This window comes from Arthrobacter sp. Leaf69, from assembly GCF_001422645.1.
Lineage (GTDB): Bacteria > Actinomycetota > Actinomycetes > Actinomycetales > Micrococcaceae > Arthrobacter.
The window spans coordinates 102,704-125,729 of sequence record NZ_LMLR01000014.1 but is presented as its reverse complement, the minus strand read 5'-3'; the positions used below and the strand labels follow the sequence as shown (position 1 = coordinate 125,729).

The 23,026-nt window shown below is 68.1% G+C and carries 23 protein-coding genes; 15 read left to right on the top strand and 8 right to left on the bottom strand.

Features of this window, described 5'->3' with window-relative positions; genetic code table 11:
• Positions 1–383: 383 nt before the first annotated feature.
• From ASE96_RS15830 to ASE96_RS15820, 3 genes are read left to right on the top strand one after another with little or no spacing between them, the layout of a single operon-like run.
• Complete coding sequence (locus ASE96_RS15830) at positions 384–2,195, top strand: proline--tRNA ligase (protein ID WP_056432540.1); 1,812 nt, start codon at positions 384–386, stop codon at positions 2,193–2,195.
• Between the two features lie 15 nt (positions 2,196–2,210).
• On the top strand, positions 2,211–3,005 hold the full coding sequence (locus ASE96_RS15825) for a sulfite exporter TauE/SafE family protein (RefSeq protein WP_056432537.1): 795 nt from the start codon (positions 2,211–2,213) through the stop codon (positions 3,003–3,005).
• 42 nt (positions 3,006–3,047) lie between these two features.
• Positions 3,048–4,475: a pyridoxal phosphate-dependent decarboxylase family protein gene (locus ASE96_RS15820; protein WP_056432535.1), complete on the top strand. Its 1,428-nt coding sequence runs from the start codon at positions 3,048–3,050 to the stop codon at positions 4,473–4,475.
• Here ASE96_RS15820 and ASE96_RS15815 read toward each other — a convergent pair.
• The 3 genes from ASE96_RS15815 to ASE96_RS15805 form a co-directional block, all read right to left on the bottom strand.
• Positions 4,472–5,554 (bottom strand): aminoglycoside phosphotransferase family protein, encoded by a 1,083-nt coding sequence (locus ASE96_RS15815; RefSeq protein WP_056432532.1) that lies wholly within the window; start codon positions 5,552–5,554, stop codon positions 4,472–4,474. The genes ASE96_RS15820 and ASE96_RS15815 overlap by 4 nt on opposite strands.
• 27 nt (positions 5,555–5,581) lie before the next feature.
• Positions 5,582–6,313 (bottom strand): VIT1/CCC1 transporter family protein, encoded by a 732-nt coding sequence (locus ASE96_RS15810; protein WP_056432851.1) that lies wholly within the window; start codon positions 6,311–6,313, stop codon positions 5,582–5,584.
• Positions 6,314–6,407: 94 nt separating this feature from the next.
• Positions 6,408–7,568, bottom strand: coding sequence for a ferritin-like domain-containing protein (locus ASE96_RS15805; RefSeq protein ID WP_082492800.1), 1,161 nt, complete (start codon positions 7,566–7,568; stop codon positions 6,408–6,410).
• A 115-nt stretch (positions 7,569–7,683) separates the two neighbouring features.
• On the opposite strand from ASE96_RS15805, the gene rimP reads away from it, so the two are divergent.
• From rimP to rbfA, 5 genes are all read left to right on the top strand, one after another.
• Positions 7,684–8,301, top strand: a complete 618-nt coding sequence (gene rimP, locus ASE96_RS15800) for a ribosome maturation factor RimP (RefSeq protein WP_056432526.1) — start codon at positions 7,684–7,686, stop codon at positions 8,299–8,301.
• Positions 8,301–9,281: a transcription termination factor NusA gene (gene nusA, locus ASE96_RS15795; RefSeq protein WP_056432523.1), complete on the top strand. Its 981-nt coding sequence runs from the start codon at positions 8,301–8,303 to the stop codon at positions 9,279–9,281. The genes rimP and nusA overlap by 1 nt, the downstream gene beginning before the upstream one ends.
• 264 nt (positions 9,282–9,545) lie before the next feature.
• The gene (locus tag ASE96_RS15790; protein WP_056432519.1) at positions 9,546–9,887 is read left to right on the top strand and encodes a YlxR family protein; all 342 of its coding nucleotides are present in this window, start codon (positions 9,546–9,548) and stop codon (positions 9,885–9,887) included.
• Between the two features lie 152 nt (positions 9,888–10,039).
• Positions 10,040–12,958, top strand: coding sequence for a translation initiation factor IF-2 (gene infB, locus ASE96_RS15785; protein ID WP_056432516.1), 2,919 nt, complete (start codon positions 10,040–10,042; stop codon positions 12,956–12,958).
• A 293-nt stretch (positions 12,959–13,251) separates the two neighbouring features.
• Positions 13,252–13,761: a 30S ribosome-binding factor RbfA gene (rbfA, locus tag ASE96_RS15780; protein WP_056432514.1), complete on the top strand. Its 510-nt coding sequence runs from the start codon at positions 13,252–13,254 to the stop codon at positions 13,759–13,761.
• A 112-nt stretch (positions 13,762–13,873) separates the two neighbouring features.
• Here rbfA and ASE96_RS15775 read toward each other — a convergent pair whose 3' ends face one another.
• Positions 13,874–15,007 (bottom strand): ScyD/ScyE family protein, encoded by a 1,134-nt coding sequence (locus ASE96_RS15775; RefSeq protein WP_235500303.1) that lies wholly within the window; start codon positions 15,005–15,007, stop codon positions 13,874–13,876.
• A gap of 205 nt (positions 15,008–15,212) precedes the next feature.
• On the opposite strand from ASE96_RS15775, the gene ASE96_RS15770 reads away from it, so the two are divergent.
• From ASE96_RS15770 to ASE96_RS15760, 3 genes are all read left to right on the top strand, one after another.
• Positions 15,213–15,698: a nucleoside deaminase gene (locus tag ASE96_RS15770; RefSeq protein ID WP_056432510.1), complete on the top strand. Its 486-nt coding sequence runs from the start codon at positions 15,213–15,215 to the stop codon at positions 15,696–15,698.
• 101 nt (positions 15,699–15,799) lie between these two features.
• Positions 15,800–16,237, top strand: coding sequence for a thioredoxin (trxA, locus tag ASE96_RS15765; protein ID WP_056432507.1), 438 nt, complete (start codon positions 15,800–15,802; stop codon positions 16,235–16,237).
• A 28-nt stretch (positions 16,238–16,265) separates the two neighbouring features.
• On the top strand, positions 16,266–16,613 hold the full coding sequence (locus ASE96_RS15760; protein WP_056432504.1) for a CU044_2847 family protein: 348 nt from the start codon (positions 16,266–16,268) through the stop codon (positions 16,611–16,613).
• Between the two features lie 6 nt (positions 16,614–16,619).
• Here the strand turns inward: ASE96_RS15760 and ASE96_RS15755 are convergent, their stop codons facing one another.
• Both ASE96_RS15755 and ASE96_RS15750 read right to left on the bottom strand, forming a co-directional pair.
• Positions 16,620–16,829 (bottom strand): hypothetical protein, encoded by a 210-nt coding sequence (locus ASE96_RS15755; RefSeq protein ID WP_056432501.1) that lies wholly within the window; start codon positions 16,827–16,829, stop codon positions 16,620–16,622.
• Positions 16,830–16,981: 152 nt separating this feature from the next.
• On the bottom strand, positions 16,982–18,139 hold the full coding sequence (locus ASE96_RS15750) for a pyridoxal phosphate-dependent aminotransferase (RefSeq protein ID WP_056432498.1): 1,158 nt from the start codon (positions 18,137–18,139) through the stop codon (positions 16,982–16,984).
• A 69-nt stretch (positions 18,140–18,208) separates the two neighbouring features.
• On the opposite strand from ASE96_RS15750, the gene truB reads away from it, so the two are divergent.
• From truB to ASE96_RS15735, 3 genes are read left to right on the top strand one after another with little or no spacing between them, the layout of a single operon-like run.
• Positions 18,209–19,177 (top strand): tRNA pseudouridine(55) synthase TruB, encoded by a 969-nt coding sequence (truB, locus tag ASE96_RS15745; protein WP_082492798.1) that lies wholly within the window; start codon positions 18,209–18,211, stop codon positions 19,175–19,177.
• Positions 19,177–19,530: a hypothetical protein gene (locus tag ASE96_RS15740; RefSeq protein WP_056432493.1), complete on the top strand. Its 354-nt coding sequence runs from the start codon at positions 19,177–19,179 to the stop codon at positions 19,528–19,530. The genes truB and ASE96_RS15740 overlap by 1 nt, the downstream gene beginning before the upstream one ends.
• Before the next feature lies 1 nt (position 19,531).
• On the top strand, positions 19,532–20,065 hold the full coding sequence (locus tag ASE96_RS15735; protein WP_235500297.1) for a hypothetical protein: 534 nt from the start codon (positions 19,532–19,534) through the stop codon (positions 20,063–20,065).
• Positions 20,066–20,070: 5 nt separating this feature from the next.
• Here the strand turns inward: ASE96_RS15735 and ASE96_RS15730 are convergent, their stop codons facing one another.
• Complete coding sequence (locus tag ASE96_RS15730; protein ID WP_056432490.1) at positions 20,071–20,499, bottom strand: VOC family protein; 429 nt, start codon at positions 20,497–20,499, stop codon at positions 20,071–20,073.
• A gap of 76 nt (positions 20,500–20,575) precedes the next feature.
• Positions 20,576–21,166, bottom strand: coding sequence for an NUDIX domain-containing protein (locus ASE96_RS15725; RefSeq protein WP_082492797.1), 591 nt, complete (start codon positions 21,164–21,166; stop codon positions 20,576–20,578).
• A 289-nt stretch (positions 21,167–21,455) separates the two neighbouring features.
• On the opposite strand from ASE96_RS15725, the gene ASE96_RS15720 reads away from it, so the two are divergent.
• Entirely contained in the window at positions 21,456–23,024 is a 1,569-nt protein-coding gene (locus ASE96_RS15720) for an HNH endonuclease signature motif containing protein (RefSeq protein WP_156367636.1), read from the top strand.
• Positions 23,025–23,026: the final 2 nt, after the last annotated feature.

The window sequence follows — 23,026 nt, the reverse complement described above, 5'->3', positions numbered from 1 at the left end:
ATTAACTTCAGTGCACTTCTATCCCGGTGGTAACACTGGCCACACGGAAAAATATCTGGATGCGGACTCTTGTTTTCGTGCCCTGCGTCACATAGGTTCGAGCTAGCCGTGTCGCTTGGGCACGTGTTTCCCCGGGGGCAATAGCCGGGGGTGCAGACGCCCTGGAGGGCAACACAACGGAACTCACAGCCAAGACTTTGGCGGTGCTGGGGCCGCGGAGCCACGCCATGACAGGATGACCAGCCGGAAACGGCCAGGGGCTTCCGTCAGTTATGGCGTGGCTCTTCCGCGTCCGGGCTGGCGGTAGATTAGTACCTAGACTCTTGCCCGGTTGCCCGGTCTTACTGTTGCCCCGCACCTTCCCAGAAACGGATAGATACCCAGTGGTCCTTCGACTCTCCAAGCTGTTCCTGCGCACCCTGCGTGAAGATCCCGCCGACGCCGAAGTGGCCAGCCACCGGCTCCTGGTCCGTGCTGGGTACATCCGCCGCGCCGCCCCGGGCATCTACACCTGGCTTCCGCTGGGCCTGAGCGTGCTGCGCAAGGTGGAGACGATCATCCGCGAGGAAATGTCCGCCATCGGCGCGCAGGAAGTCCACTTCCCGGCCCTGCTGCCCAAGGAACCCTACGAGGCCACCAACCGCTGGACCGAGTACGGCGAGGGCATCTTCCGGCTCAAGGACCGCAAAGGCAACGACTACCTGCTGGCGCCCACGCACGAGGAAATGTTCACCCTGCTGGTCAAGGACCTGTACTCCTCGTACAAGGACCTGCCGCTGAGCATCTACCAGATCCAGAACAAGTACCGCGACGAGGCACGTCCCCGGGCGGGTCTGCTGCGCGGCCGCGAATTCATCATGAAGGACTCCTACTCCTTCGACGTCGACGACGCCGGCCTGGACGCCAGCTACGAGGCGCACCGCGGCGCCTACCTGAAGATCTTCGAGCGCCTGGGCCTCGAGGTCGTTCCGGTATCCGCCACCGCCGGAGCCATGGGCGGGTCCAAGAGCGAGGAATTCCTGCACCCCACCGAGATCGGCGAGGACACCTTCGTGCGCTCCGCCGGCGGGTACGCAGCCAACGTGGAGGCCGTGACAACCGTTGTCCCCGCGGACATCGACTTTAGCAACGCGCCGGCTGCCGAAGTCCGCGACACCCCGGATACCCCCACCATCGAGACGCTCGTGGATGCCGCCAACGTCCTGGTGCCCCGGGCAGAGGCCGACGGCGGCGCCTGGACTGCCGCTGACACGCTCAAGAACGTCGTCCTCGCCGTCACCCTGCCCACCGGCGAACGCCAGATCGTCGTCATCGGCGTTCCGGGCGACCGCGGCGTGGACCTCAAGCGCGTGGAAGCGAACATCGGATCCTTCCTGCCGATCGCCGGTGAGATCACCCTCGAAGCCGCCGGCGAGGAGGACCTCAAGAAGCAGCCCCTCATCGTCAAGGGCTACCTCGGACCGGGCCTGTCCCTCGACGCTCCGCTGCTCGGCACCGAAGGGGCCGCCAAGCTGCTGTACCTGGTGGATCCCCGGGTGGTCAGCGGCACCGCGTGGGTCACCGGCGCCAACGAGGCCGGCAAGCACGTCTTCGGCCTGGTCGCAGGACGCGACTTCGGCTGGGACGGCGTCATCGAGTGCACCGAGGTGCGCGCCGGCGACGAAGCCCCGGACGGCTCCGGCCCGCTGGAAACCGCCCGCGGCATCGAAATGGGCCACATCTTCCAGCTCGGCCGCAAGTACGCCGAAGCCCTGGAACTGAAAGTCCTGGACCAGAACGGCAAGCAGGTTGTGGTGACTATGGGGTCCTACGGCGTCGGCGTCACTCGGGCCGTCGCGGCCCTGGCCGAATCCAACCATGACGACAAGGGCCTCGTCTGGCCCCGCGCCGTCGCGCCGGCCGATGTCCACGTTGTGGCCGTGGGCCGCGGCGAGGAAATCTTCGCTGCAGCCGAGAAGCTGGCGCTCGAGCTTGAAGCCGCCGGCCTCGACGTGATCTACGACGACCGTCCCAAGGTGTCCCCGGGTGTGAAGTTCGGCGACGCGGAGCTGGTCGGCGTGCCGACCATCCTCGCCGTCGGGCGCGGGCTGGTGGACGGCGTGGTCGAGATCAAGGACCGCCGCAGCGGCAACGCCGAAAACATCGCCGTTGAGAAGGCTGTCGACTACGTGGTCGACGCCGTCCGCAACCACTAGCCCGCACTTCCAGGCGTGGTTTCCGGACTCGAATCAATCGAGCTCAGCACCCTCATCCTGATCGTGGTCGCCGGCTTTGCCGCGGGCTGGGTCGATGCCGTCGTGGGCGGCGGGGGACTGATCCAGCTCCCGGCGATGCTGCTGGTGCCGGGCATCAGCCCGGTCCAGGCGCTGGCGACGAACAAGATGGGGTCGATTTTCGGCACCACTACCAGCGCCGTCACGTACTACGGCCGGGTGCGGCCGGATCTGCGCACAGCGCTGCCCATGGCCGTCATTGCCATGGCCGGGAGCTTCGGCGGGGCCGTGCTCGCGGCCAACCTCCCGGCCAGCGTGTTCAAACCCATCATCCTGGTGGCGCTGGTCGCCGTCGCGCTGTTCACCGCGTTCCGGCCCAACGTGGGGGAGCTGACCAAGCTGCGGCACAACGGCCACCGGCACTATGTGCTCGCGTGCCTGATCGGCGGTGTGATCGGCTTCTACGACGGGCTGATCGGCCCCGGCACCGGGTCCTTCCTGGTCATCGCGCTGGTCTCGGCCATGGGCTATGCCTTCCTCGAGGCCAGTGCCAAGGCGAAGATCGTGAACATGGCCACGAACGCCGGGGCCCTGCTGTTCTTCGTGCCGCACGGTGCCGTGCTGTGGGGTCTTGGGCTGGTCCTTGGCGTTGCGAACATGGCCGGCGGTTACCTCGGCGCCCGGACGGCCGTGACGCAGGGAAACAAGTTCATCCGCATCGTGTTCCTGGCCGTGGTGGCGGCGCTGATCGTCAAGCTCGGCTCCGACATCTGGCAGGACAATTTCGCCTGACACCCCTCCCCGTCCCCGTGGCCGCGGGCGTAGCATGCAGCTATGTCAGCTCCTGAAGAACGCTACAGCGACGCCCTGGAGTCCGCTGCCCGGCACGCGCGCCGGTGGCTGGAGAGCCAGGAGACACGGCACGTGGGCCCGCGGGTGACCGCGGCGGACCTCGCGTCCGCCTTCGGAGGTCCGCTGCCCCGCGGCGGAATGCCGGCGGCGGAGGTGGTGGACTACCTGGCCGCGAAGGCCGAACCGGGGCTTATGGCCATGCCCTCCGGACGGTTCTTCGGCTGGGTCATCGGCGGCACCCTGCCGGCCGCGCTGGCCGCGGACTGGCTGGTTAGCGCGTGGGACCAGAACGCCGTGCTCCGCTTGGCCACCCCAGCGACGGCGGCCATCGAAGAGGCCGCCGGCGCCTGGCTGCTTGAGCTGCTGGGTCTCCCCGAAGAATCCGACGTTGGTTTTGCCACCGGCGCCACGATGGCGAACTTCGCCGGTCTCGCCGCCGCGCGGTGGCGCCTGATGGCCGACGCCGGCTGGGACCTCGACGGCGACGGCCTCGCCGGCGGCCCGCGGATCCGCTGCTTCGTGGGCCAGGAACGACACGACTCGATCGACCTCGGCCTGCGGTATTTGGGGCTGGGCCGGCCCACGGTGGTCCCGGCGGACCGGCAGGGCCGCATCGACCCGTGGGAGCTGGACCGGGCCCTGGGCAGCGCCGTCGAGCAGGCGTCAGCCACCGGATCCGGCCCGGCCCCGCTGTTGGTCTGCCTGCAGGCCGGCAACCTGCACTCCGGGGCCTTTGATCCGTTCCTGGAGGCAATCGCCGTCGCAAAGGCACGCGGCGCCTGGGTTCACGTGGACGGCGCGTTCGGGCTCTGGGCCGCGGCCGTCCCGGAGCTCGCCGCCCTGACCGCGGGGATGCAGGGCGCCGACTCGTGGGGCACCGACGCGCACAAGACCCTCAACGTGCCCTATGACTGCGGGATCGCGGTGGTGCGGGATGCCCGGGCCCTGCGCGCGGCCATGGGCCTGCGCACCAGCTACCTGATCCAGGATGCGGACGGCGCGGCGGACCCCTTCGAGTCCGTACCGGAATTGTCCCGCCGCGCCCGCGGGGTGCCGGTCTGGGCCGCGCTGAAGTCACTGGGCCGGGACGGCGTCGTCGCCCAGGTCCGCGGGCTGGTGCTGCACGCCCGGCAACTGGCGGAGCGGCTGTCGGCGCTGGACGGCGTCGAGGTGCTCAACGACGTCGACTACACCCAGGTCTCGCTGGCCTTCGGCGACGACGCGACGACCCGCGCGGTAACCGCCCGGATCATCGCCGACGGCAGGGTCTGGATGTCCGGATCGCGCTGGCAGGACCGCGACATCCTGCGGATCTCGGTCAGCAACTGGAGCACGGACGACGCCGATGTGGCAGTCGCCGTCGACGCCGTCCGGGACGCCCTGGCGGCGGTCCGCGGGTCCGGCGGCTAGCCGCCGGCTTCCCCGGGCGCCGGCAGTTCGTGCGGCGCGGGAAGCCCGGGGAGGGTCCGGCCGGCCAGCGTGCTGGCCACCCAGAGCGACCGGGCAAGGTCGCCCTCGTGGCGTGGCTTCGCGGCGTACCAGAGGGCGTTTTCCACCTCGCGGGCCAGGCTCCATTGCAAGGCCACGTCGGCGTCGAGCCCTGCGGCCATGCTGAAGTCCTTGCAGCGCTCCAGCAGGCCCCGTTGGGGATCGGCCCGCGGCAGCTCCCGGATCCGGTTCCACAGCAGCGGTGCCACCGCGAATTCGGCCTCGCCGATCATGGGCTGCGGATCGATCGCGGCCCAGCCATCGCCCGGTTCACCTCCGTCGCCCTGCCGTTCGTCGCGGCCGGGCCGAGCCAAGATATTGAGGTAGTGCAGATCGGTATGCACCAGCACGTCCTTTCCCGAGCGGCGGCCGACGGCCCCGCGGGTCTGGCAGACCTCCAGCGCCGCTTCCAGCAGCCAGCGTGGGAAGGGCCGGCCCAGCCGGTCCCAGCTCTCCGGCAGCTCATCACTCCACTGCTCGGCCCGGGCCGCGACGTGGTTGAACTCCCGCCATTCAGGCCGCCCGTCCGGGGCAAGGCTCAGCTGGCGGACCAGCGCGCCCCAGACCGGAACGGCCTCGTCCATGGGCACGTCCTGGAGGGAACGGTCAGCGGCCAGGCGTTCCAGAAGCAGTGCACCCGCATCGGCGTCGTGGGCAAGGAGCCGCACCGCCCCGTGCCCGTTCCAGAGGGCCAGGGCATGGGGTTCCACGAGGGCTTCGTCGTGCGGATAGGCGACTTTCAGCACGGCGGCTATACCGCCGGCGGCGCCACCAACTGTGACTTTACTGACTGCGTCGGTGCGGCGCCGCACCGGGACCACGATGGCCCCGTGGCCGTTCCACGGCAGTGCGCCGGGCGCGAGGTCCAGCTCAAGCTGCCACTGCTCCAGGCAGTGCCTGACCAGCCGGGGCAGCGAGGAAAGCCAGTCGCGGCCGGGGGAGCTGCCGCCGTAGCGGCGGCCGAGATCGGGCGGAATGGGGATGTCTGCAGGCTGGCTCATCGGATCCAGCGTAGTAGCTGGCGTGCGTCAGACGGTGATGCCGCTGGCGCCGAGCCAGCTGCCGATGAGGAAGGTCGCGATGAGCGCCGCGGCCCCGCCGATCACCACGCGGACGGCCGCCTTCGTCTTGGAGCCGCCGCCGATCCAGGCGCCGATGGCTCCGGTCAGGGCCAGGGCGACCAGCACAGCCACGAACGTCAGCGGCACGCGGATGTCCTCCGGCGGCAGCAGGATGGCCAGCATGGGCAGGATCGCGCCGATGAGGAACGCCGCGGCGGAGGCGAACGCGGCGTGCCACGGGCTGACAATGTCCGTTTCGTCGATGTGGAGTTCCGCGGAAAGGTGGGCACCGAGGGCATCGTGGGCAGTGAGTTCCTTCGCCACCGTGCGGGCCGTGTCGGCGCTGAGGCCCTTACCCTGGTAGATCGCGGCGAGTTCCTCGAGCTCCTCCTCGGGCTGTTCGGCCAGTTCCCGGCGTTCCTTTTCGATCAGGGCCTTCTGACTGTCCTTCTGGCTGCTCACGGAGACGTACTCGCCCAGGGCCATCGAGATTGAACCGCCCACGACGCCGGCCGCACCGGCGACGAGGATCGGCCCGGAATCAGTGGTCACGCCGGCGACGCCCACCACGATGGCGGCGACGGAGACGATGCCGTCATTGGCGCCCAGCACGCCCGCCCGCAGCCAGTTGAGCCGGTGCGCGATGTCGTTGTGGTGGGGTTCGTTCTCATGCTGGGTGGGGGCGGCTTGGCTGTCCATGACTACAGCAAAGCACCGGAGCCCACGGTTGGCCAGCATGAGGAGGCTAAGCAAAGTAAGCCCCGGCTTCCCCGGTGAGGGGAAAACCAGCAGGCTAGTGGCTGGGAGTGGGCGACGGCTCGGGCAGTTCCGGGAACTCTTGCGGGTCGGCCGCCAAGCCGGGCAGGGCGCCGGTCTCCGCTCCCCAGAGAGCTGAGCGGCGGGCTGCACCCACCAGGCCGGAGATCGCCCACTGACGGGTCTGGCCATCGCTCAGGCCCACGAGGTCGCCGTAGGCGGTTAGCGCCGAGGCCTCCAGAGCGCCGAGACCGGCGGCGGGGGAGGCGAGGAAGTCCGGCGCCAGGGTGTAGCCGGCCTCCCGGGGCGGCACCGGGGCGCAATGCACCCTGCTCAGGCCTTCAGCGTCCGTGGCGAGGGACTCGTGCCTGGTGAGCTGCCGCGACGCCGGGACGGCGGCGTCGCCGTCCATCCGGGTCAAGGCCACCTGATAGCCGTATACGGATTCCAGCTCGGTCCGCACGATGGCCGCCAGCGCTCCATGCAGCGTAGCGGCGGGGGAGTCCTGGTCAGCCGAAGCACCCGCCGGGGAGGACGACGGCGACCCCGTGGCGCCCGGGCAATTGCCGGACAGATCGTCGATTTCCGGGACCCCGACAGCGGGATCGGGCCCGGCGGGGGCCGGGGCCCCTGCGGCCGCGGCCAGGGACGACGCCTGGAGCAGCTGGGCGGTTCCGACGGCGGCCAGCAGCCTGGCCATGCCGCCGTCGGACTCGGCAGCGTCGGCGAACCGTTGCGAGGCGCTGGCCGCCAGTTCCGTCGCCAGCGCGGCGGCCGTAGCAGGCGGAGGGGAAGCGGCAGGGGAAACAGACGCGGAAGCGGTGGGGGAATCGGACGGGGAAGCAGACGCAGCAGCGGAAGAGGAGCGGGCCGGCGCCGGAAGGGAAGCCGGGACGCTTTGGCCCGGCACCAGGAGGGCCCGGGCCTGGCTTGTCAGCAAACTCACAGTCCCCGCCACGGCGGCTTTTTCGTCGCCCGCGGTGGAGCGGCCAAGTTGCTCGCCGGCAGCCCGCAACCGCAAGGTGTCAGTGAGCGCAGCGGACCTCGCCTGTTCGGAAAACGGCGGTTCGGCAGGCGCTGGAGGGCTCACCGGACGCAGTGCCATACCCAGGCTGACCACCACCAGGGCAAGGCAGGCCAGAAGTGCGACGCGGGGAATGAGCTCCCGCCGCCGCTTTTCCCTGGTGTCGTCATTCACAACAGACCATTTTGTCATGGTTGGCATGCCGGCCGGGAACTGAAGTGCACCACGGCGCCCGGAAAATGGCTAGGCTAGTACACACAACATCATCTAACGGGAGGCGGCCGGCATCATGACCAACGCAGAAGCCACGACTTCAACAGACCGGACCGGAACGGGTAAGGCTGAAGCCGCACCCGCCCACAACTTCGAGGCCGAGCGGTTGCATGCCCTCCTGGAGCCCGAAGTTCTCGCAAACCGGCTGTATCTGGAGGACGTTTCCATTCATGTCGCCGGTGCCAACCGCGTAGTCCACGTAGTGGTGGACCTGCCCCAGGAGGAGACCGGCGGCGTCGGTCTCGACGTCATCGCGGAGATCTCCAAGACCCTCTCCGACACCCTGGACAACGATCCCAGCACCGACTCACGCCCTTACGAGCTTGAAGTCTCTTCGCCCGGCGTTGGCCGGCCCCTGACCGAAGAACGGCACTGGCACCGCGCCCGCGGCCGGATGGTCAAGGTCAACGTCCTGCAGGGCGAGAACGTCACCGGCCGGGTCCAGACCGTCGACGACGACGGCGTCACGCTGGTCCCTGAGATCACCGTGAAGAAGGGCATGAAAGCCAAGCAGGGCGAGCCCATCAAGCTTCCTTTCGACAAAATCCGCAGTGGAAAAGTCGAAATAGAGTTCAGCCACCTCGACGAGGCCGGCCTGAAGAACGCAGACAACGGACCTTCTGAGGAGGCCTAATGGATATTGACATGAGCGCACTGAGACTCCTGGAGCGTGAGCGTGAAATCCCGCTGGATCTCCTGATTCCAACCATCGAGCAGGCCCTGCTGGTGGCCTACCACAAGACGCCGGGAGCCTTCGAGAAGGCCCGGGCCGAGCTGGACCGCAAGAGCGGGCACGTGACCATCTGGGCCACCGAGATCGACGACGACGGCGCCCCGGTCGGCGAATTCGAAGACACCCCCGCCGGCTTCGGCCGCATCGCCGCCAGCACCGCGCGGCAGATCATCCTGCAGCGCCTGCGCGACGCCGAGGACGACAACGTGCTGGGCCAGTTCAAGGGCCGCGAGGGCGAGCTGGTGGCCGGCACCATCCAGCAGGGCAACAACCCACACATGATCCAGGTCAACCTGGGCACGGTGGAGGCACTGCTGCCGCCGCCCGAGCAGGTCCCGGGGGAGAAGTACACCCACGGAAACCGGCTCCGTGCCTTCGTCATCGATGTACACCGCGGCACCAAGGGCCCGTCCATCACACTGTCCCGGTCCCACCCGGGTCTTGTGCGGAAGCTCTTCGAAATGGAAGTTCCGGAAATCGCGGACCGTTCCGTGGAGATCGTCGCCTTGGCCCGTGAGGCCGGACACCGCACCAAGATGGCCGTCAAGGCCAACAACCCCGGCATCAACGCCAAGGGCGCCTGCATCGGCGAAATGGGCTCCCGTGTCCGCGCGGTCATGAATGAACTCAACGACGAGAAAATCGACATTGTCGACTACAGCGACGATCCGGCGACGTTCATCGCCAGCGCGTTGTCCCCGTCGCGGGTGAATTCGGTCACCATCACGGACGAGGCAACCCGTTCCGCGCGCGTGGTGGTCCCGGACTACCAGCTCTCGCTCGCGATCGGCAAGGAAGGCCAGAACGCCCGTCTCGCCGCCAAGCTCACCGGCTGGCGGATCGACATCGTGTCCGACGCCGCAGCCGGCCGCGACAAATAGCTCCAGAGAATTCGGTCCCCGCATGCGGGAACCGGCACCAGGCCCGCAAATCAGGCCCGCCCGTCAGCGTCCGCGTCCCCGCAAGTTCGGGGGCCGGGCGCTTGAGGGGCTAGAATAGACATGACCGCGCCTAACGGCCGGTATCCGCGTGTCCTCGATGCGTCCGGGTTTCAGTCCGGCGAAGGTGTTGTTCGCAATCCTTGGCCAGGCAAGCTCCGGGAGCCCGGGGCCGGCAGATATGTACTGGCAGGAAGATACTCGTAAGTGGCACATGTGCAACACCTCGAGAATCAGCCGCAGCGTACCTGCATCGGATGCCGGAAAAAAGGTCCGCGGTCGGAGCTACTCCGGCTCGTCGCCGACGGCAGCGGTTCACCCGCCGTCGTGGTGGATGAACGACGCCGGATGGCTGGCCGGGGTGCATGGTTGCACCTCAGCGAAAAGTGCCTGGCACTGGCGGTCAAACGTCGAGCGTTCGGTCGCGCCCTCAACGGCGCTGCCGGAACAGCCGACGTCGAACGCCGGATCCTGGCAGGCACGCAAGCCGTGGACACCCCGGTGGCCGCAGCAACAACCGTCCAACCTGAAAGCGGGTCAGAAAACTGATGGAAACCCGATGAGTTCCCAGCGATGAGTGCGCAACGATGACAACTTTGTTGCGCTCTGCAATGGGCCTTTCAGCTGCACTCGCGGCGGAGGTCCGCAGTAAGAAGTAGACGGTTCGTGCCTGGCTCGGTGCGGACCGAGACAGGAGAAATGTGGCCAAGGTCCGCGTACATGAGCTTGCTAAAGAGCTCGGTATTACTTCCAAAGATGCAGTAACCAAACTGCAGGAACTGGGCGAATTCGTTCGCTCCGCCTCTTCCACCATTGAGGCCCCCGTTGTGAGGAAACTCCGCAACGCTTACCCCGACGCAGCCGCGGCTTCGAAGTCCGAAGCACCCGCGTCCGCCCCCAAGGCACCCGCCAGCCCCTCGGCAACCCGTCTGGCGCCCGCGCCGGCCCCGGCAGCGCCGGCAGGTGCAGTGACCAAGACTGAAGCTCCGGCTCCGGCAGCAGCTGCTCCGGCACCCAGCGCCGCCCCGGCAGCCCCTGCCGCACCGGCAGCCCCCGCCGCCCAGGCTCCCGCTGCCCAAACTCCGGCTGCGCAGGCTCCGGCCGCGCCGTCGACGGGCATCAAGCCCGGCGCACGTCCGGCTCCCAAGGCTGAAACCCCGGCTGCTCCGGCACGCCAGGGCTCGGCTCCCCGCCCGGGCGGTCCCCGTCCCGGCAACAACCCGTTCGCCACGTCCCAGGGCATGCCCCGCGGCCGCGGCGGCGACAACGATCGTCCCTCACGTCCGGGCAACAACCCGTTCGCTCCTTCCCAGGGCATGCCGCGTCCGGGCGGAAGCCGCACCGAGGGCGAACGCCCCGGCGGCCCGCGTCCCGCAGCAGGCGCTGGCGGTCCCCGTCCGGGTGCTCCCCGCACCGGCGGCGCTCCGGGTGCACGCCCGGGTGCTCCCCGTCCGGCAGGCGCCCCCGGCGCAGGCCGTCCGGCAGGCGCTGGCGGAAACCGTCCGACTCCCGGCATGATGCCTAACCGCACCGAACGTCCCGCACCGGCTGGTGCAGGTCGTCCCGGCGGCGGCGCACGTGGTCCGGGACGTCCGGGTGGCGCTCCAGGTACCGGTGCTCCCGGTGCCGGTGGCGGCGCTCCGGCCGGCGGCGGCTTCGGCAAGGGTGGCCGCGGTCGCGGTGGCACCCAGGGTGCTTTCGGTAAGGGCGGCGCAGGCCGTGGCAAGCAGCGCAAGTCGAAGCGTGCCAAGCGTCAGGAACTCGAGCAGATGAGTGCTCCGTCGCTGGGTGGCGTGAGCGTACCCCGCGGCGACGGCAACACCGTAGTCCGGCTTCGCCGTGGCTCGTCCATCACGGACTTTGCCGACAAGATCGAGGCGAACCCCGCCGCGCTGGTGACCGTGCTCTTCCACCTCGGCGAAATGGCCACGGCCACGCAGTCGCTGGATGAAGAGACCTTCGCCCTGCTCGGCGAGGAGCTTGGCTACAAGCTCCAGGTCGTGTCCCCGGAGGATGAGGAGCGCGAGCTCCTGTCCGGCTTCGACATCGACTTCGAAGCCGAACTCGAAGCCGAAGGCGACGAGGAACTTGAGGCACGTCCTCCGGTTGTCACCGTCATGGGCCACGTCGACCACGGTAAGACCCGTCTGCTCGATGCCATCCGCAAGTCCGACGTTATGGCGGGCGAGCACGGCGGTATCACGCAGCACATCGGTGCATACCAGGTCACTCACGCTCACGAGGGTACCGATCGCAAGATCACCTTCATCGATACTCCGGGCCACGAGGCGTTCACCGCCATGCGTGCCCGTGGTGCGAAGGTCACCGACATCGCCATCCTGGTGGTTGCAGCGGACGACGGCGTAATGCCGCAGACCATTGAAGCCCTTAACCACGCCCAGGCGGCCAACGTGCCGATCGTCGTGGCCGTGAACAAGATCGACAAGGAAGGCGCCAACCCGGAGAAGGTCCGCGGCCAGCTGACCGAGTACGGACTGGTCCCGGAAGAATACGGTGGCGACACCATGTTCGTGGAGGTCTCTGCCCGCCAGAACCTGCACATCGACGAGCTGCTCGAGGCCGTTCTGCTCACCGCAGACGCAGCCCTGGACATGCGCGCCAACCCGAACAAGGACGCCCGCGGTATCGCGATTGAAGCCAACCTGGACAAGGGCCGCGGTGCGGTTGCTACCGTCCTGGTGCAGTCCGGCACCCTGAACGTCGGCGACACCATCGTGGCAGGCACGGCCCACGGCCGCGTCCGTGCGATGTTCGACGACGACGGCAGCGCCCTCACCCAGGCGGGTCCGTCCCGCCCCGTTCAGGTACTGGGTCTGTCCAACGTCCCGCGCGCCGGCGACACCTTCTTCGTGACCGCTGACGAGCGCACCGCCCGCCAGATCGCCGAGAAGCGTGAAGCTGCGGACCGCAACGCCGCCCTGGCCAAGCGCCGCAAGCGCATCAGCCTGGAAGACTTCGACCAGGCCGTCGCCGATGGCAAGATCGACACCCTCAACCTCATCCTTAAGGGTGACGTGTCCGGTGCCGTGGAAGCCCTCGAAGACGCGCTGCTCAAGATCGACGTCGGCGAGGGTGTCCAGCTCCGCGTTATCCACCGCGGTGTCGGTGCGATCACGCAGAACGACGTCAACCTGGCGACGGTCGACAGCGCCGTCATCATCGGCTTCAACGTCAAGCCCGCTGAGCGTGTTGCCGAACTGGCAGACCGCGAAGGCGTGGACATGCGCTTCTACTCCGTCATCTACGCAGCAATCGATGACATTGAGGCGGCCCTCAAGGGCATGCTCAAGCCGGAGTACGAAGAGCACCAGCTTGGCACCGCCGAGGTCCGCGAAGTGTTCCGTTCCTCCAAGTTCGGCAACATTGCAGGCTCGATCGTGCGCTCGGGTGTTATCCGACGCAACGCCAAGGCCCGCATCAGCCGCGACGGCAAGATCATCGGTGACAACCTCACCGTTGAGACGCTCAAGCGCTTCAAGGACGACGCCACTGAGGTCCGCACGGACTTCGAGTGTGGTATCGGGCTTGGTTCGTTCAACGACATCACCGAAGGTGACATCATCGAGACCTTCGAGATGCGCGAAAAGCCGCGCGTCTAAGTTGGTTTAGCAGTTCAGGTGCGGGGCCGTTGGATTCGTCCGGCGGCCCCCACTTTTCCGCCGTAGAGGGGGCCCCGCCCCTACGCTGGGCGGCCGGCGTCTGACGACGTCGGCCGCCCAGCTCCGGCAGGCCCGATGCCACTCCCGGGCCCCCTCCACGGCTTCAAAGAGCCGCCGGAAGAATCCAACGGGCGTCCGTCGTAGACTCGCCTTAGGCGCGTGGCATGAAAACCCAGCAGGTGTACGCCAGTTGCCCCGGCGCCGTCGTACATCCAAATTTTTTAGGAGTGGAAATGGCTGATCCCGCACGGGCTGCCAAGTTGGCGCAGCGGATTAAGGTTGTTGTTGCTGAGGCGCTGGGCCGGAGGGTCAAGGATCCTCGGCTTGAGGGCGTCACTGTTACCGATGCGCGGGTGACAAACGATCTTCAGCACGCCACCGTCTACTACACGGTGTTCGGCGACCAGTTGGTCCAGGCCGAGGCCGCCAAGGGGCTTGAGAAAGCCAAGGGCGTGCTGCGTCAGGAAGTCGGCCGGAACATCACCGTCCGGCTGACCCCCACCCTCGAGTTCGTGGCGGACCAGATCCCGGTCAATGCCTCGAACCTGGAGGAACTGCTCCGGGCCGCGAAGAAGCGCGACGCAGAGGTGGCCGCACTCGCTGCCAGCGCAAAGCACGCCGGCGACGCCGACCCCTACAAGAGCGATACTCCGCAGGACGTGGAGCTCGACGAGGACGATTTCGACGAAGAGGACCTGGACCTCATCGACGAAGACGACGTCGACGAGGACAGCAACAAGTAGCCCAGCAACAACACAGTCACTGAACAACTGAGTTTCTGTACCGAAATGGCCGGCCCCCGCAGGGGGACCGGCCATTTTTGTCGGGTTCTCGGTGGGGGACAGTTCTGTCCGATCAGTCGTCGTCGAGCTCCAGGTACACGACCCTGCCGTCGGGCGGCCCATTGGGGCCGGGCAGCGCGTTGACCGTGGCATACAGGGTGTCCCCGCGGAGATCGACGTCGGCTGTGAAGACGGCGGCCAGCACCACGGTCTGTTCGCCTGAGTCCGGATCAATCTTGAGGACGCCGTCGCCGAAGAGCGAGGCAACGTACATGTCGCCGTTGTCGGCCAGGGCCAGTCCGGTAGGCGTCAGTATGTCATCCGCCACCAGCTCCACGTCGTGGCCGTCCGGGTCCACCTTGAAGATCGCCCCACGGGCGCCGAGCTTCGGGTCTTCCGGGCCGCCCGGGAGCGAGGTCACGTACAGCCAGCCGTCACGCCCCACGGCGACATCCGTCGGGACGGCTTCGAAGTCGTATGTTGATCCCACCACGCAGTCCGGCAGGCCATTGGCTGCCGCGACGTCCTTGGTGATCTCATACGGCCGCGGCGGCAGCACCGCGACGGTCTCGGTCGTTCCGCTGCTGGTGTCAACGGAGACCACGCTGTTCGCCCCGGCATCAGCCACGTAGATGGTCTCGTCGGTGAGCGCGATGCCGTACGGGTGCGAATCTACTTCTCCCTCGTAGGTTTCGGGCATCGTGGGAGGCAGTTTCGCCGCGCAGCCATCCGGCAGGTCGCGGTAGCCGTACCGGGTTTCGCCGTCGGCGTTCTCTTCCGTTTCCAGCGTGGCGAAATCGCCAAGAGTCCGCTGCTTCCCGTCTTCGTCGATGATGCGGACGTGACCGGCCAGCGCTGCAGGGTTGGGGCCGGCGCCCTTGCTCTCCAGGACATACGTCTCGCCATCCTGGTGGGCATTACCCGCAACACTCCAGTCAGGAGTTTCGTAGAGGACGTGTCGGGTGCCCTTCGAGTCGACCCGGGTCAGCCGGCCGCCGAAGGACTCGCTCACCGTCACGGAGCCGTGGCGGCCGGCAGTGACATGCAGCGGGCCCACCAGCTTGTCGGTGAGCTGCACCGGAGCCTTCGCTCCGGTGGTCCCGCCAGAGGATATGCCGGTGGCATTGTCCGGGGCGGCGCCGGCAGGTGCCCCGGTCGAGAGGAACACGGCCGCCGTGGCGGCCGTGGCTAGCAGTGACAATCTCATTCCCATGGTTGGCTCTCCCGAGGCGAGTGTTGGCGTATCCAGACCACTGAGACCGCTGAGACCATTGAGACCGGTGGATTGGCCGCCGGGATGATTCGAGGCGGCCCCTATAGCGGATATTAGGCCGCGGGAGCCGCAGAGTCGATGACTTTCCGGCACACACGGATCCTCCGCGGCCGACGGTGGTTGTGGCTATGATCGGACCATGGTGACTCCACCCCCGGCCCCTGACATCAACCGATTCCTGGATCAGGCCATCCAGCTCGCCGCCGGGAGCGCGGCCGACGGCGGCGGACCGTTCGGGGCGCTGGTGGTGACGGCCGACGGGCGGGTCCATTCGGGCGTCAACCGGGTGGCCCGGGACAACGATCCCACCGCCCACGCCGAAGTGGTGGCCATCCGCACGGCCTCGGCGGCCGCCGCCAACTTCGATCTCAGCGGTTCCGTGCTCTACGCAAGTTGCGAACCGTGCCCGCTGTGTCTCGCCGCGGCCCTGTGGGCCCGGGTGGACCTGGTCTACTTCGCCGCGGACCGGCACGCGGCGGCCGCCGCCGGGTTCGACGACGCGCTGTTCTATGAGTACTTCAACGGAACCCGGCCGGAACTCATGCCGGTCCGCCAGGCGGCCGTCCCGGCGTCGGACGTTCCTTTCCAGGCGTGGCGCGAGAACCCGGACCGCATCGAGTACTGAGGCGGCCGGCGCCGGCCCCGGGGTCTTTGGACTCTATGCCCTTTCCGCGCCGGGGCGTCCCATGGAACCATGACTGCGGGGACACCGAAAGGCGGCGGGCCGTGGGTTCCAGCTTGACCAAGTGCCCCCACTGCGGGAAGACCAACCGGATCCCGGCGTCGGCTCCCGGTCACCCGCGCTGCGGCAACTGCCGCAAGGACCTGCCCTGGATCGTCGCGGCCGGCGATGCCGACTTCGCCGTTATCGCCGAGCAGTCCTCGACGCCGGCGCTGATCGACTTCTGGGCTGCCTGGTGCGGTCCCTGCCGCATGGTCAGCCCGGTGCTGGACAAGCTGGCCCAGGAGCGTGCCGGCCAGGTCAAACTCGTCAAGGTCGACGTCGACACGTCACCGGCGCTCTCGCAGCGCTTCGGCATCCAGGCGATCCCGACCATCCTGCTGATCAGGGACGGCAAAGTAGTTGCCCGCCAGGCGGGCGCACCTCCCGCCGCGGCCCTGCGCCAATGGCTCGACGGGGCGTTGGCGGCGGGCCGTCCGTGACGGGCCCAACGGCGAGACGGAGGAAGCAATGACCGAGATAGTGCGATACGAAGTGGGATCCGGGACCGTCCTGGTGGAGGTCGCGGACAACAGCTTCGGCGTCGAGCGGCCCGCACGGAACGAGCAGGGAATTACGGACGCCGGGCGGCGGCTGGAAGATGCGCTCTCCGCCATCCGGCCGGCGGCCAACGCGACGGCGGAGGTCCTCAAGGAAGTCGGCGCCGAGCGCCTGGAACTACAATTCGGCGTGAAGCTGGCCGGGGAGGCAGGGGCGATCATCGCGCAGAACTTCTCCGAGGGCCACTTCATCGTCACCATGTCCTTCACTCAGGCGCCCGCCGCGCACCTGGCACCGGAGGAAGAAATCATGCTGTGAGCGGCTTCAGCGACGCCTGCTCCGCGCTCCCTGGGCTCCCAGACCGCCCAGGAAAGGCGAGCCGACCCCCAGCAGGAAGCCGAAGTCGTACCAGTTCCCGGCACGGGCCGAATTGTAGAACGGAAACTCGCTCCACTGCCCGAAGACGTGGACGATCAGCACAATCCACGCCGTGAGCCCGTTCCAGATGCCCCATAACAAGTCCTGCCACCACATGTGAACCTCCCTCACCGGGCCCGGATACACCAGGCACGGAACCACCAACCCGGGACGGACGTCCGGGGACGCGCGCGGAAAGCATGCGTTGCGCTCAGGGTAGGCGCTGCCCGCCCCCGGCGGTAGGGGACAGGGACCCGCTGGCGCTGCCCTCAGCCCAGCCGGGCCGGGAGCCGGCCGAGGCCTTCCACCAGTTCAGCCTGACTGCCACACAGCGCAATCCGGATCCAGCCCTCGCCGATCGAGCCGAACGCGGTGCCCGGGGCAAAGGACACCCCGGAATCGGCCAGGAAGCGCCGGACCCAGGAGCGCACATCCCCGCCGCTGACGTGGGACACATCGGCCCAGAGGTAGAAGGCCCCTTGCGCGGTGAGGAACGGGATCGCCTTGGCCTCCAACACCGCCGAGGCGGCGTCCCGGTTGGCCCGGTAGTGCGCGTGGGCGTGGCTGACGTAGTCCTGCGGGCCTGTCAGTGCGGCCAGCGCCGCGTACTGCGAGGGGGAGGCCACGCAGGAGACGATCGCCTCCATCACGTTGTTCATTTGCTGCTCCAGGCCGGGCGGGCAGATCAGGGCGCCGATGCGCAACCCGGTCAGGCCGTAGGTTTTGGAGAGCGTGAGCGAGGTGAACACGCGGGCTTCGCCGGCGACATCGCTGTCGAAGCGTGCCGGGCTCACATGCGGTACGTCGTAGGTGAACGCCTCGTAGCATTCGTCGGAGATGATCCACAGGTCGTGGCGGACAGCCAGTTCCACGAGGCTGCGGGTCAGCTCCTCGCCCAGGACGGCACCCAGCGGATTCGACGGCGAGTTGAGGATCAGCACCTTGGTCCGCGGCGTGATGAGCTCCTCGATGTCCGCGATCCGGGGCTGGAAGTCGTGTTCGGGGTACAGCGGGTACTGGATGGGGACGGCGTGCAGCAGGCTGGACGTCATCGCGAAGGTGGGGTAGCCCGGATTGGGGATCAGGATCTCATCGCCGGGGGAGAGCAGCAGGCTCATCGCGAAATGCAGGCCCTGCTGGGCGCCGTCGACGACGTATACCCGGTCCGCCCCAACCGGCGTCGCGTTGTGTTCGCGGAACCTGGCCGCGAACGCCTCGCGCAGGGCCGGGATGCCGGCATTGGGGGTGTAGTTGGTTTCGTCGCGGTCCAGGCAGGCCATCCCGGCGTCGAGGATATGGCGGGGCACGGCGAAACCCGGTTCCCCGATGCTCAGGACGATCGCGCCGGGAGTTCCCCAGGCGGCCTCGGTGATCTCGCGGATCTGGTTGATGGGAACATCGCGGACGTGGGCGGCTAGCTCGGGCATTCTGCCATCCTAGCCGTCGCGTGCAGCTCCCGCGCCGGGGGCAGCTCCGGCGCAGATATACTGGGAAGCGTGCTTTCTGGACTGGTAATAGTGGACAAGCCGCAAGGCTGGACCAGCCACGATGTGGTTGGACGGATGCGGCGGATCGCCGGTACCCGAAAGGTGGGCCACGCCGGAACGCTGGACCCCATGGCCACGGGCGTCCTGGTGGTCGGTATCAACAAGGCCACCCGGCTGCTCACCTATATCGTGGGCACCTCCAAGACCTATACGGCCACCATCCGGCTGGGCGAATCAACTGTCACCGACGACGCCGAGGGTGAGGTCACCGCCACCCGCAGCGCCGCCTCGGTCACCGAGGAAGCGGTCCGCGCCGGCGTCGCCGCGTTAACCGGGGAGATCGAACAGGTTCCCAGCAGCGTCAGCGCCATCAAGGTCAACGGCGAACGCGCCTACGCGCGGGTCCGCTCCGGCGAAGAAGTCAAGCTGGCCGCGCGTCCCGTCACCATCCACCGCTTCGAGGTCCACGGGCTCCGTCCGGCGCGCGGCGGCGAGGCACTGGACGTGGATGTCCTTGATGTGGATGTCACCGTGGAGTGCTCCTCCGGCACGTACATCCGGGCGCTGGCCCGCGACCTGGGCGAGGCGCTCGGCGTCGGCGGTCACCTGACGGCGCTGCGCCGGACCCAGGTGGGCCCCTACACTCTGGACCAGGCCCACACTCTCGAACAGCTCGCCGAAGAGCTGGACGTGCTGGAAATGTCGCAGGCCGCCCGGGCACTTATGCCCAACCGCGAACTCACGGACGAGGAAACCACCGAGATTTCCTTCGGCCGCAGAATCGCCGCAGGTGCGGCCGCCGGAACGCCCGCCGCAGCCACGCCGGAGAGCCCGGCCGCCGGCTTCGCGCCGGACGGGACGCTGGTAGCGCTGCTGGCCGACGCCGGCAGCTACGCCAAGCCGGTGCTGGTCTTCGCGCCGGACAATGAGAAGCGGGCCCCGCAGCCGCCGACGGCGGAACGGCAGGCAGGGCAGTAGTGGACGCGTATTTCTACATCATCATGGTGGTTGGGCTGGTTTCCACGGTCATCTGCCTGACCGCCGGCATCCTCAAAAAGGCGCCGAACGACACAACGATCCTCTCGGTGGCCGCCGTCGAACTGTCCCTGCTGGTGTACCTGGTCGGTTCGATCGTGCGGGTCGCGGCCGGCGAGCCGATCGCGGGGGAGCCCTGGGAGTTCTGGGGATACCTGCTGACGGCCCTCCTGCTGCCGGTCGCGGCGGTCTACTGGGCCATCCTGGAACGCACCCGCTGGAGCAACTTCGTGCTGGCCGCCGTCGGCGTCACCGCCTTGGTGATGGCGGCCCGAATGAATCAGATTTGGTACTGACATGGAAGAGGCAAAGAACGTGACGGCGAAACCTTCGCACGAGGACATCGGAACGACGCCGGGCGCTGTTCCGCAGGAAGCCGTCGCCTCGAAATCCACCGCGGCCGGCGATGCTTCGGCGGCACCGGTGGCGCGCGACACCCGTAACACCGGTCCCGGCCGTCTGCTGATTGCCGTCTACGCCGTCTTCGCGATCTCGGCGACGGCCCGGGCGGGTTACCAGATCCTCACCAAGTTCTCCGAGGCCCCGCTGGCCTACGTGCTGTCGGCGTTCGCCGCCGTCGTCTACGTCGTGGCGACAGTGTCCCTCGCGAAGTCCGGCCGCACCTGGTTCAAAGTCTCCGTCGCGGCAGTGCTCGTGGAACTGGTGGGTGTGCTGGTGGTCGGGGCGCTCAGCGTGTTCGACTCGGTCAACTTCCCGCATGAGACTGTCTGGTCCCTGTTTGGCCGCGGATACGCATTTATCCCGCTGCTGCTGCCGGTCCTGGGCCTGATCTGGCTGTACCGCCGCCGTCCGGCGCCGAAGCGGACCTGAACGCATTAGTCCGCGGGCCGGTCCAGTTCCTGGAACAGCGTGATTTGGAGCCCGGCAGGGCCGTTCAGCCGTGAGTTCAGGGAGCGCCACGGTGTTTCCCGCGGCTCCGCGATGAGGGTGCCGCCGGCCTCCACGAGGTCCCGCGTCGCCGCTTCCGCGTCGTCAACTTCGAAGGCCACCCGGATCCTGGCGCTCGGCTGACCGTCGGCTTCCACCTGGTCAATGTATTTGACCTGCGCCGGGTTGGAGAGTTCCACGGTGGCGCGGCCCGCATCCAGGATCGTGATGCGTGCTTCGCCCTCGCTGGGGACCGTCTCGCGTTCCACGAGTCCGAGAACGTCTCGGTAAAAGGCCAGGGCGGCGTCGTAATCCTCCGTCTCAACGACGAGACGCAGCTGCCGAACAGGAGGTGGGGTGTGATTTTCGGTAGTCATACCCGAACCCTAGAACGGACGGTTCCAGAGCGGAATACTGCTGATCGCTACTGCCGCCCGGGCCGGCGTCGCGGGCTCAGTCCGTCCCGGCGTCGAGTCCCAAGAGTCTGCGGCGCAGGCCCGGCCACGCCGCGCCGAAGCCCGGATGCAGCTCCTTGTCGCCGACAAGCTCGACCGGCACCCACTGCAGCTCCAGGCTTTCCGGGTCGCTGATCTCCGGTTCGAACGGCTCCACAACGTCGACTGCAACGGTCGTGTAGGTCCAGTAGCCGACGTCGAACACCGACGTGAACAGCACCCGGACGCTCTCCGGCGGAACGGCGGCTTCTTCCTTTGCCTCGCGCAGGGCGCCGTGGACTGCTTCTTCGCCCTGATGGAGGGCCCCGCCGGGGAGTCCCCAGGTGCCGCCCTGATCGCTCCACAGGGCACGGTGCTGCAGCAGGATGCCCTTGGCGGGGTCGTGGACGAGGAGACCTGCCGAGCCGAAGCGCCCCCAGAACCGGCCGCGGTCGCCTTCAACCCAGGCATCACCGGGATCGCGGGGACCGAGGGGACGGCGCAGCTCGAAGGGAAGCTCGTGGGTTGGTGCGGCGCCGGGCTGCGAGTCGTCGGGCCGCTCCTTGTGGGGGAGTGCCGGGCTGGAGGTCGGGGCAACAGGGCTGTCCATGCCCTCAGTTTCCCACGGCACTGCTCACCCCGGCCGAAGTGTGACCCCGCGGGCCGGGCGCGGTGCCTGTCTTCGCGGGATGCTGCCTGCCTGAGATCAAGTGACGGCCCGATCGGTGAAAATTGTCGTAGCCTCGCGGGATGATTTGAGTGTGGACAACAGGACGGCGTTGAGTGTTGAACTCAGGGAGGCGGCGGAGGCCGTTGCCACGTCTGCTGCTGCGTTGGCTGCTCTTGCTGGCGTGGGTGTGGATGTCGATGATCAGCCGGGGGCTGATCGGTTGCGGGATATGGCGGATGCCTGTCTGGACGGGTTCGCGGAGGTCGGGCGGCTGGAGGCCCGGGCTGCGGCGGTGAAGGTGCGGCTGGCCGCGGAGTACGCGGCGGCCGCTGCGGCGTTGGTGGCACCGGCGGCGTCTCCGCAGGAATGTACTGCCCGGGAGATGGCTGTGGTCGCGGAGGTCGCGTGTGTCCTGACGGTCAGCGAGCGGTCTGCCTCCGCACTTCTGTCTGACGCTCAGGTATTGACGACGGCGCTGCCGCTGACCCTGGAGGCCCTGCAGGCGGGGACGATTTCCTGGCAGCACGCCCGGATCATGGTGGACGAAACCTCGAGTCTTGATCCGGCGGGCGCTGCGGGGCTGGAGGCGCATTTCCTGGACCCCGATGTCCCGGATCCGGCCCGGGGGTGCCCGGCCGGGGGCCTTGTGCCGGGCAGGTTCCGGGTGAAGGCACGCACCTGGCGCGAACGCCACCACCGGGTGAGCATCGAGAAACGCCATACGAAGTGTGCCGCGGACCGGCGGGTGGAGTTCGTTCCGGACCGGGACGGCATGGCCTGGCTCAACGCCTACCTCCCGGCCGACACCGCCGCGGGGATCTGGGAAAGGACCACTGCCGGGGCCCGGGCGCTGCAGGGCCCGGGCGAGTCCCGGACATTGGCCCAGCTCCGCGCCGACGTCGCGGCCGGCCTGCTTCTGAGCAGCGGACTGGCCGACAGCGTGACAGTAACCCCGGCCGGCGGGACAAGAACCCCGGCCGGGGAGGGGTTCGCCGGCGCGGTGGACGGCGCCAGTGCCGGCGGCCTGGCCGGCCCGGGGATCTGCGGGGGTGTGCAGGTCCCGCGGGCGCAGGTCCTGGTCACCGTCCCGGTGATGTCCCTCCTGGGCCTCACGGATGAACCGGCGATGCTGGACGGGTACGGGCCGATCCCGCCGTCCATGGCCAGACGCCTGATCGCCGACGGCGCCGACTCGTTCCACCGGGTTCTGATAGACCCGCGGGACGGGGCGCCGCTGGAAATCGGCCGGACCAGCTACCGCATCCCGAGGTCCCTGCGGCAATGGCTCCGGCTCCGCGACGGAAAATGTCCCTTCCCGGGCTGCAACAACCCCTCCCTCGACAACGAGGCAGACCACCTGCTGGCCTGGGCCGGCGGAGGCACCACCGGGATCTCCAACCTCGGCCAGCCCTGCCGCAAACACCACGGCCTCAAACACACCTCCGCCTGGACACCCACCGGCGCCAGCAAGGACCATCCGCCGGGCTGGATTTCACCGTCAGGACGGCACTATCCCAGCGAACTCCAGGACTGGGAACCACCCCTCTGGCCAGGCCACATTTTCCGCATAGATGACGGACCGAACCGAAGCATTTCCCCGGACCCCGGCCCGCTCAAAGACGTGGGCCCCGAGCCGGACCTGCCTCCTGACCCGTTCCCGGACTGGCACGAATTCATTGCCCGGCACGAATGGCCTGTGGCGGAAATGGACGATCAGGGCTGGCTGGTGTCCTTCGACCAGTCATTTCCGGAAGACCTCCCGTGGCAACTTGTCTGCACGGTTGGGGCTGAAGTCTGACG

Coding starts and splice junctions, on each gene's coding strand:
- ASE96_RS15750 (WP_056432498.1), bottom strand. CDS start 18,139: ATGCCCGAGCTAGCCGCCCACGTCCGCGATGTTCCCATCAACCAGATC.
- nusA (WP_056432523.1), top strand. CDS start 8,301: ATGGATATTGACATGAGCGCACTGAGACTCCTGGAGCGTGAGCGTGAA.
- ASE96_RS15810 (WP_056432851.1), bottom strand. CDS start 6,313: ATGGACAGCCAAGCCGCCCCCACCCAGCATGAGAACGAACCCCACCAC.
- ASE96_RS15725 (WP_082492797.1), bottom strand. CDS start 21,166: ATGGACAGCCCTGTTGCCCCGACCTCCAGCCCGGCACTCCCCCACAAG.
- ASE96_RS15755 (WP_056432501.1), bottom strand. CDS start 16,829: ATGTGGTGGCAGGACTTGTTATGGGGCATCTGGAACGGGCTCACGGCG.
- ASE96_RS15760 (WP_056432504.1), top strand. CDS start 16,266: ATGACCGAGATAGTGCGATACGAAGTGGGATCCGGGACCGTCCTGGTG.
- ASE96_RS15735 (WP_235500297.1), top strand. CDS start 19,532: ATGGAAGAGGCAAAGAACGTGACGGCGAAACCTTCGCACGAGGACATC.
- ASE96_RS15820 (WP_056432535.1), top strand. CDS start 3,048: ATGTCAGCTCCTGAAGAACGCTACAGCGACGCCCTGGAGTCCGCTGCC.
- rbfA (WP_056432514.1), top strand. CDS start 13,252: ATGGCTGATCCCGCACGGGCTGCCAAGTTGGCGCAGCGGATTAAGGTT.
- ASE96_RS15770 (WP_056432510.1), top strand. CDS start 15,213: ATGGTGACTCCACCCCCGGCCCCTGACATCAACCGATTCCTGGATCAG.
- rimP (WP_056432526.1), top strand. CDS start 7,684: ATGACCAACGCAGAAGCCACGACTTCAACAGACCGGACCGGAACGGGT.
- ASE96_RS15730 (WP_056432490.1), bottom strand. CDS start 20,499: ATGACTACCGAAAATCACACCCCACCTCCTGTTCGGCAGCTGCGTCTC.
- ASE96_RS15720 (WP_156367636.1), top strand. CDS start 21,456: ATGGCGGATGCCTGTCTGGACGGGTTCGCGGAGGTCGGGCGGCTGGAG.
- ASE96_RS15775 (WP_235500303.1), bottom strand. CDS start 15,007: ATGAGATTGTCACTGCTAGCCACGGCCGCCACGGCGGCCGTGTTCCTC.
- ASE96_RS15815 (WP_056432532.1), bottom strand. CDS start 5,554: ATGAGCCAGCCTGCAGACATCCCCATTCCGCCCGATCTCGGCCGCCGC.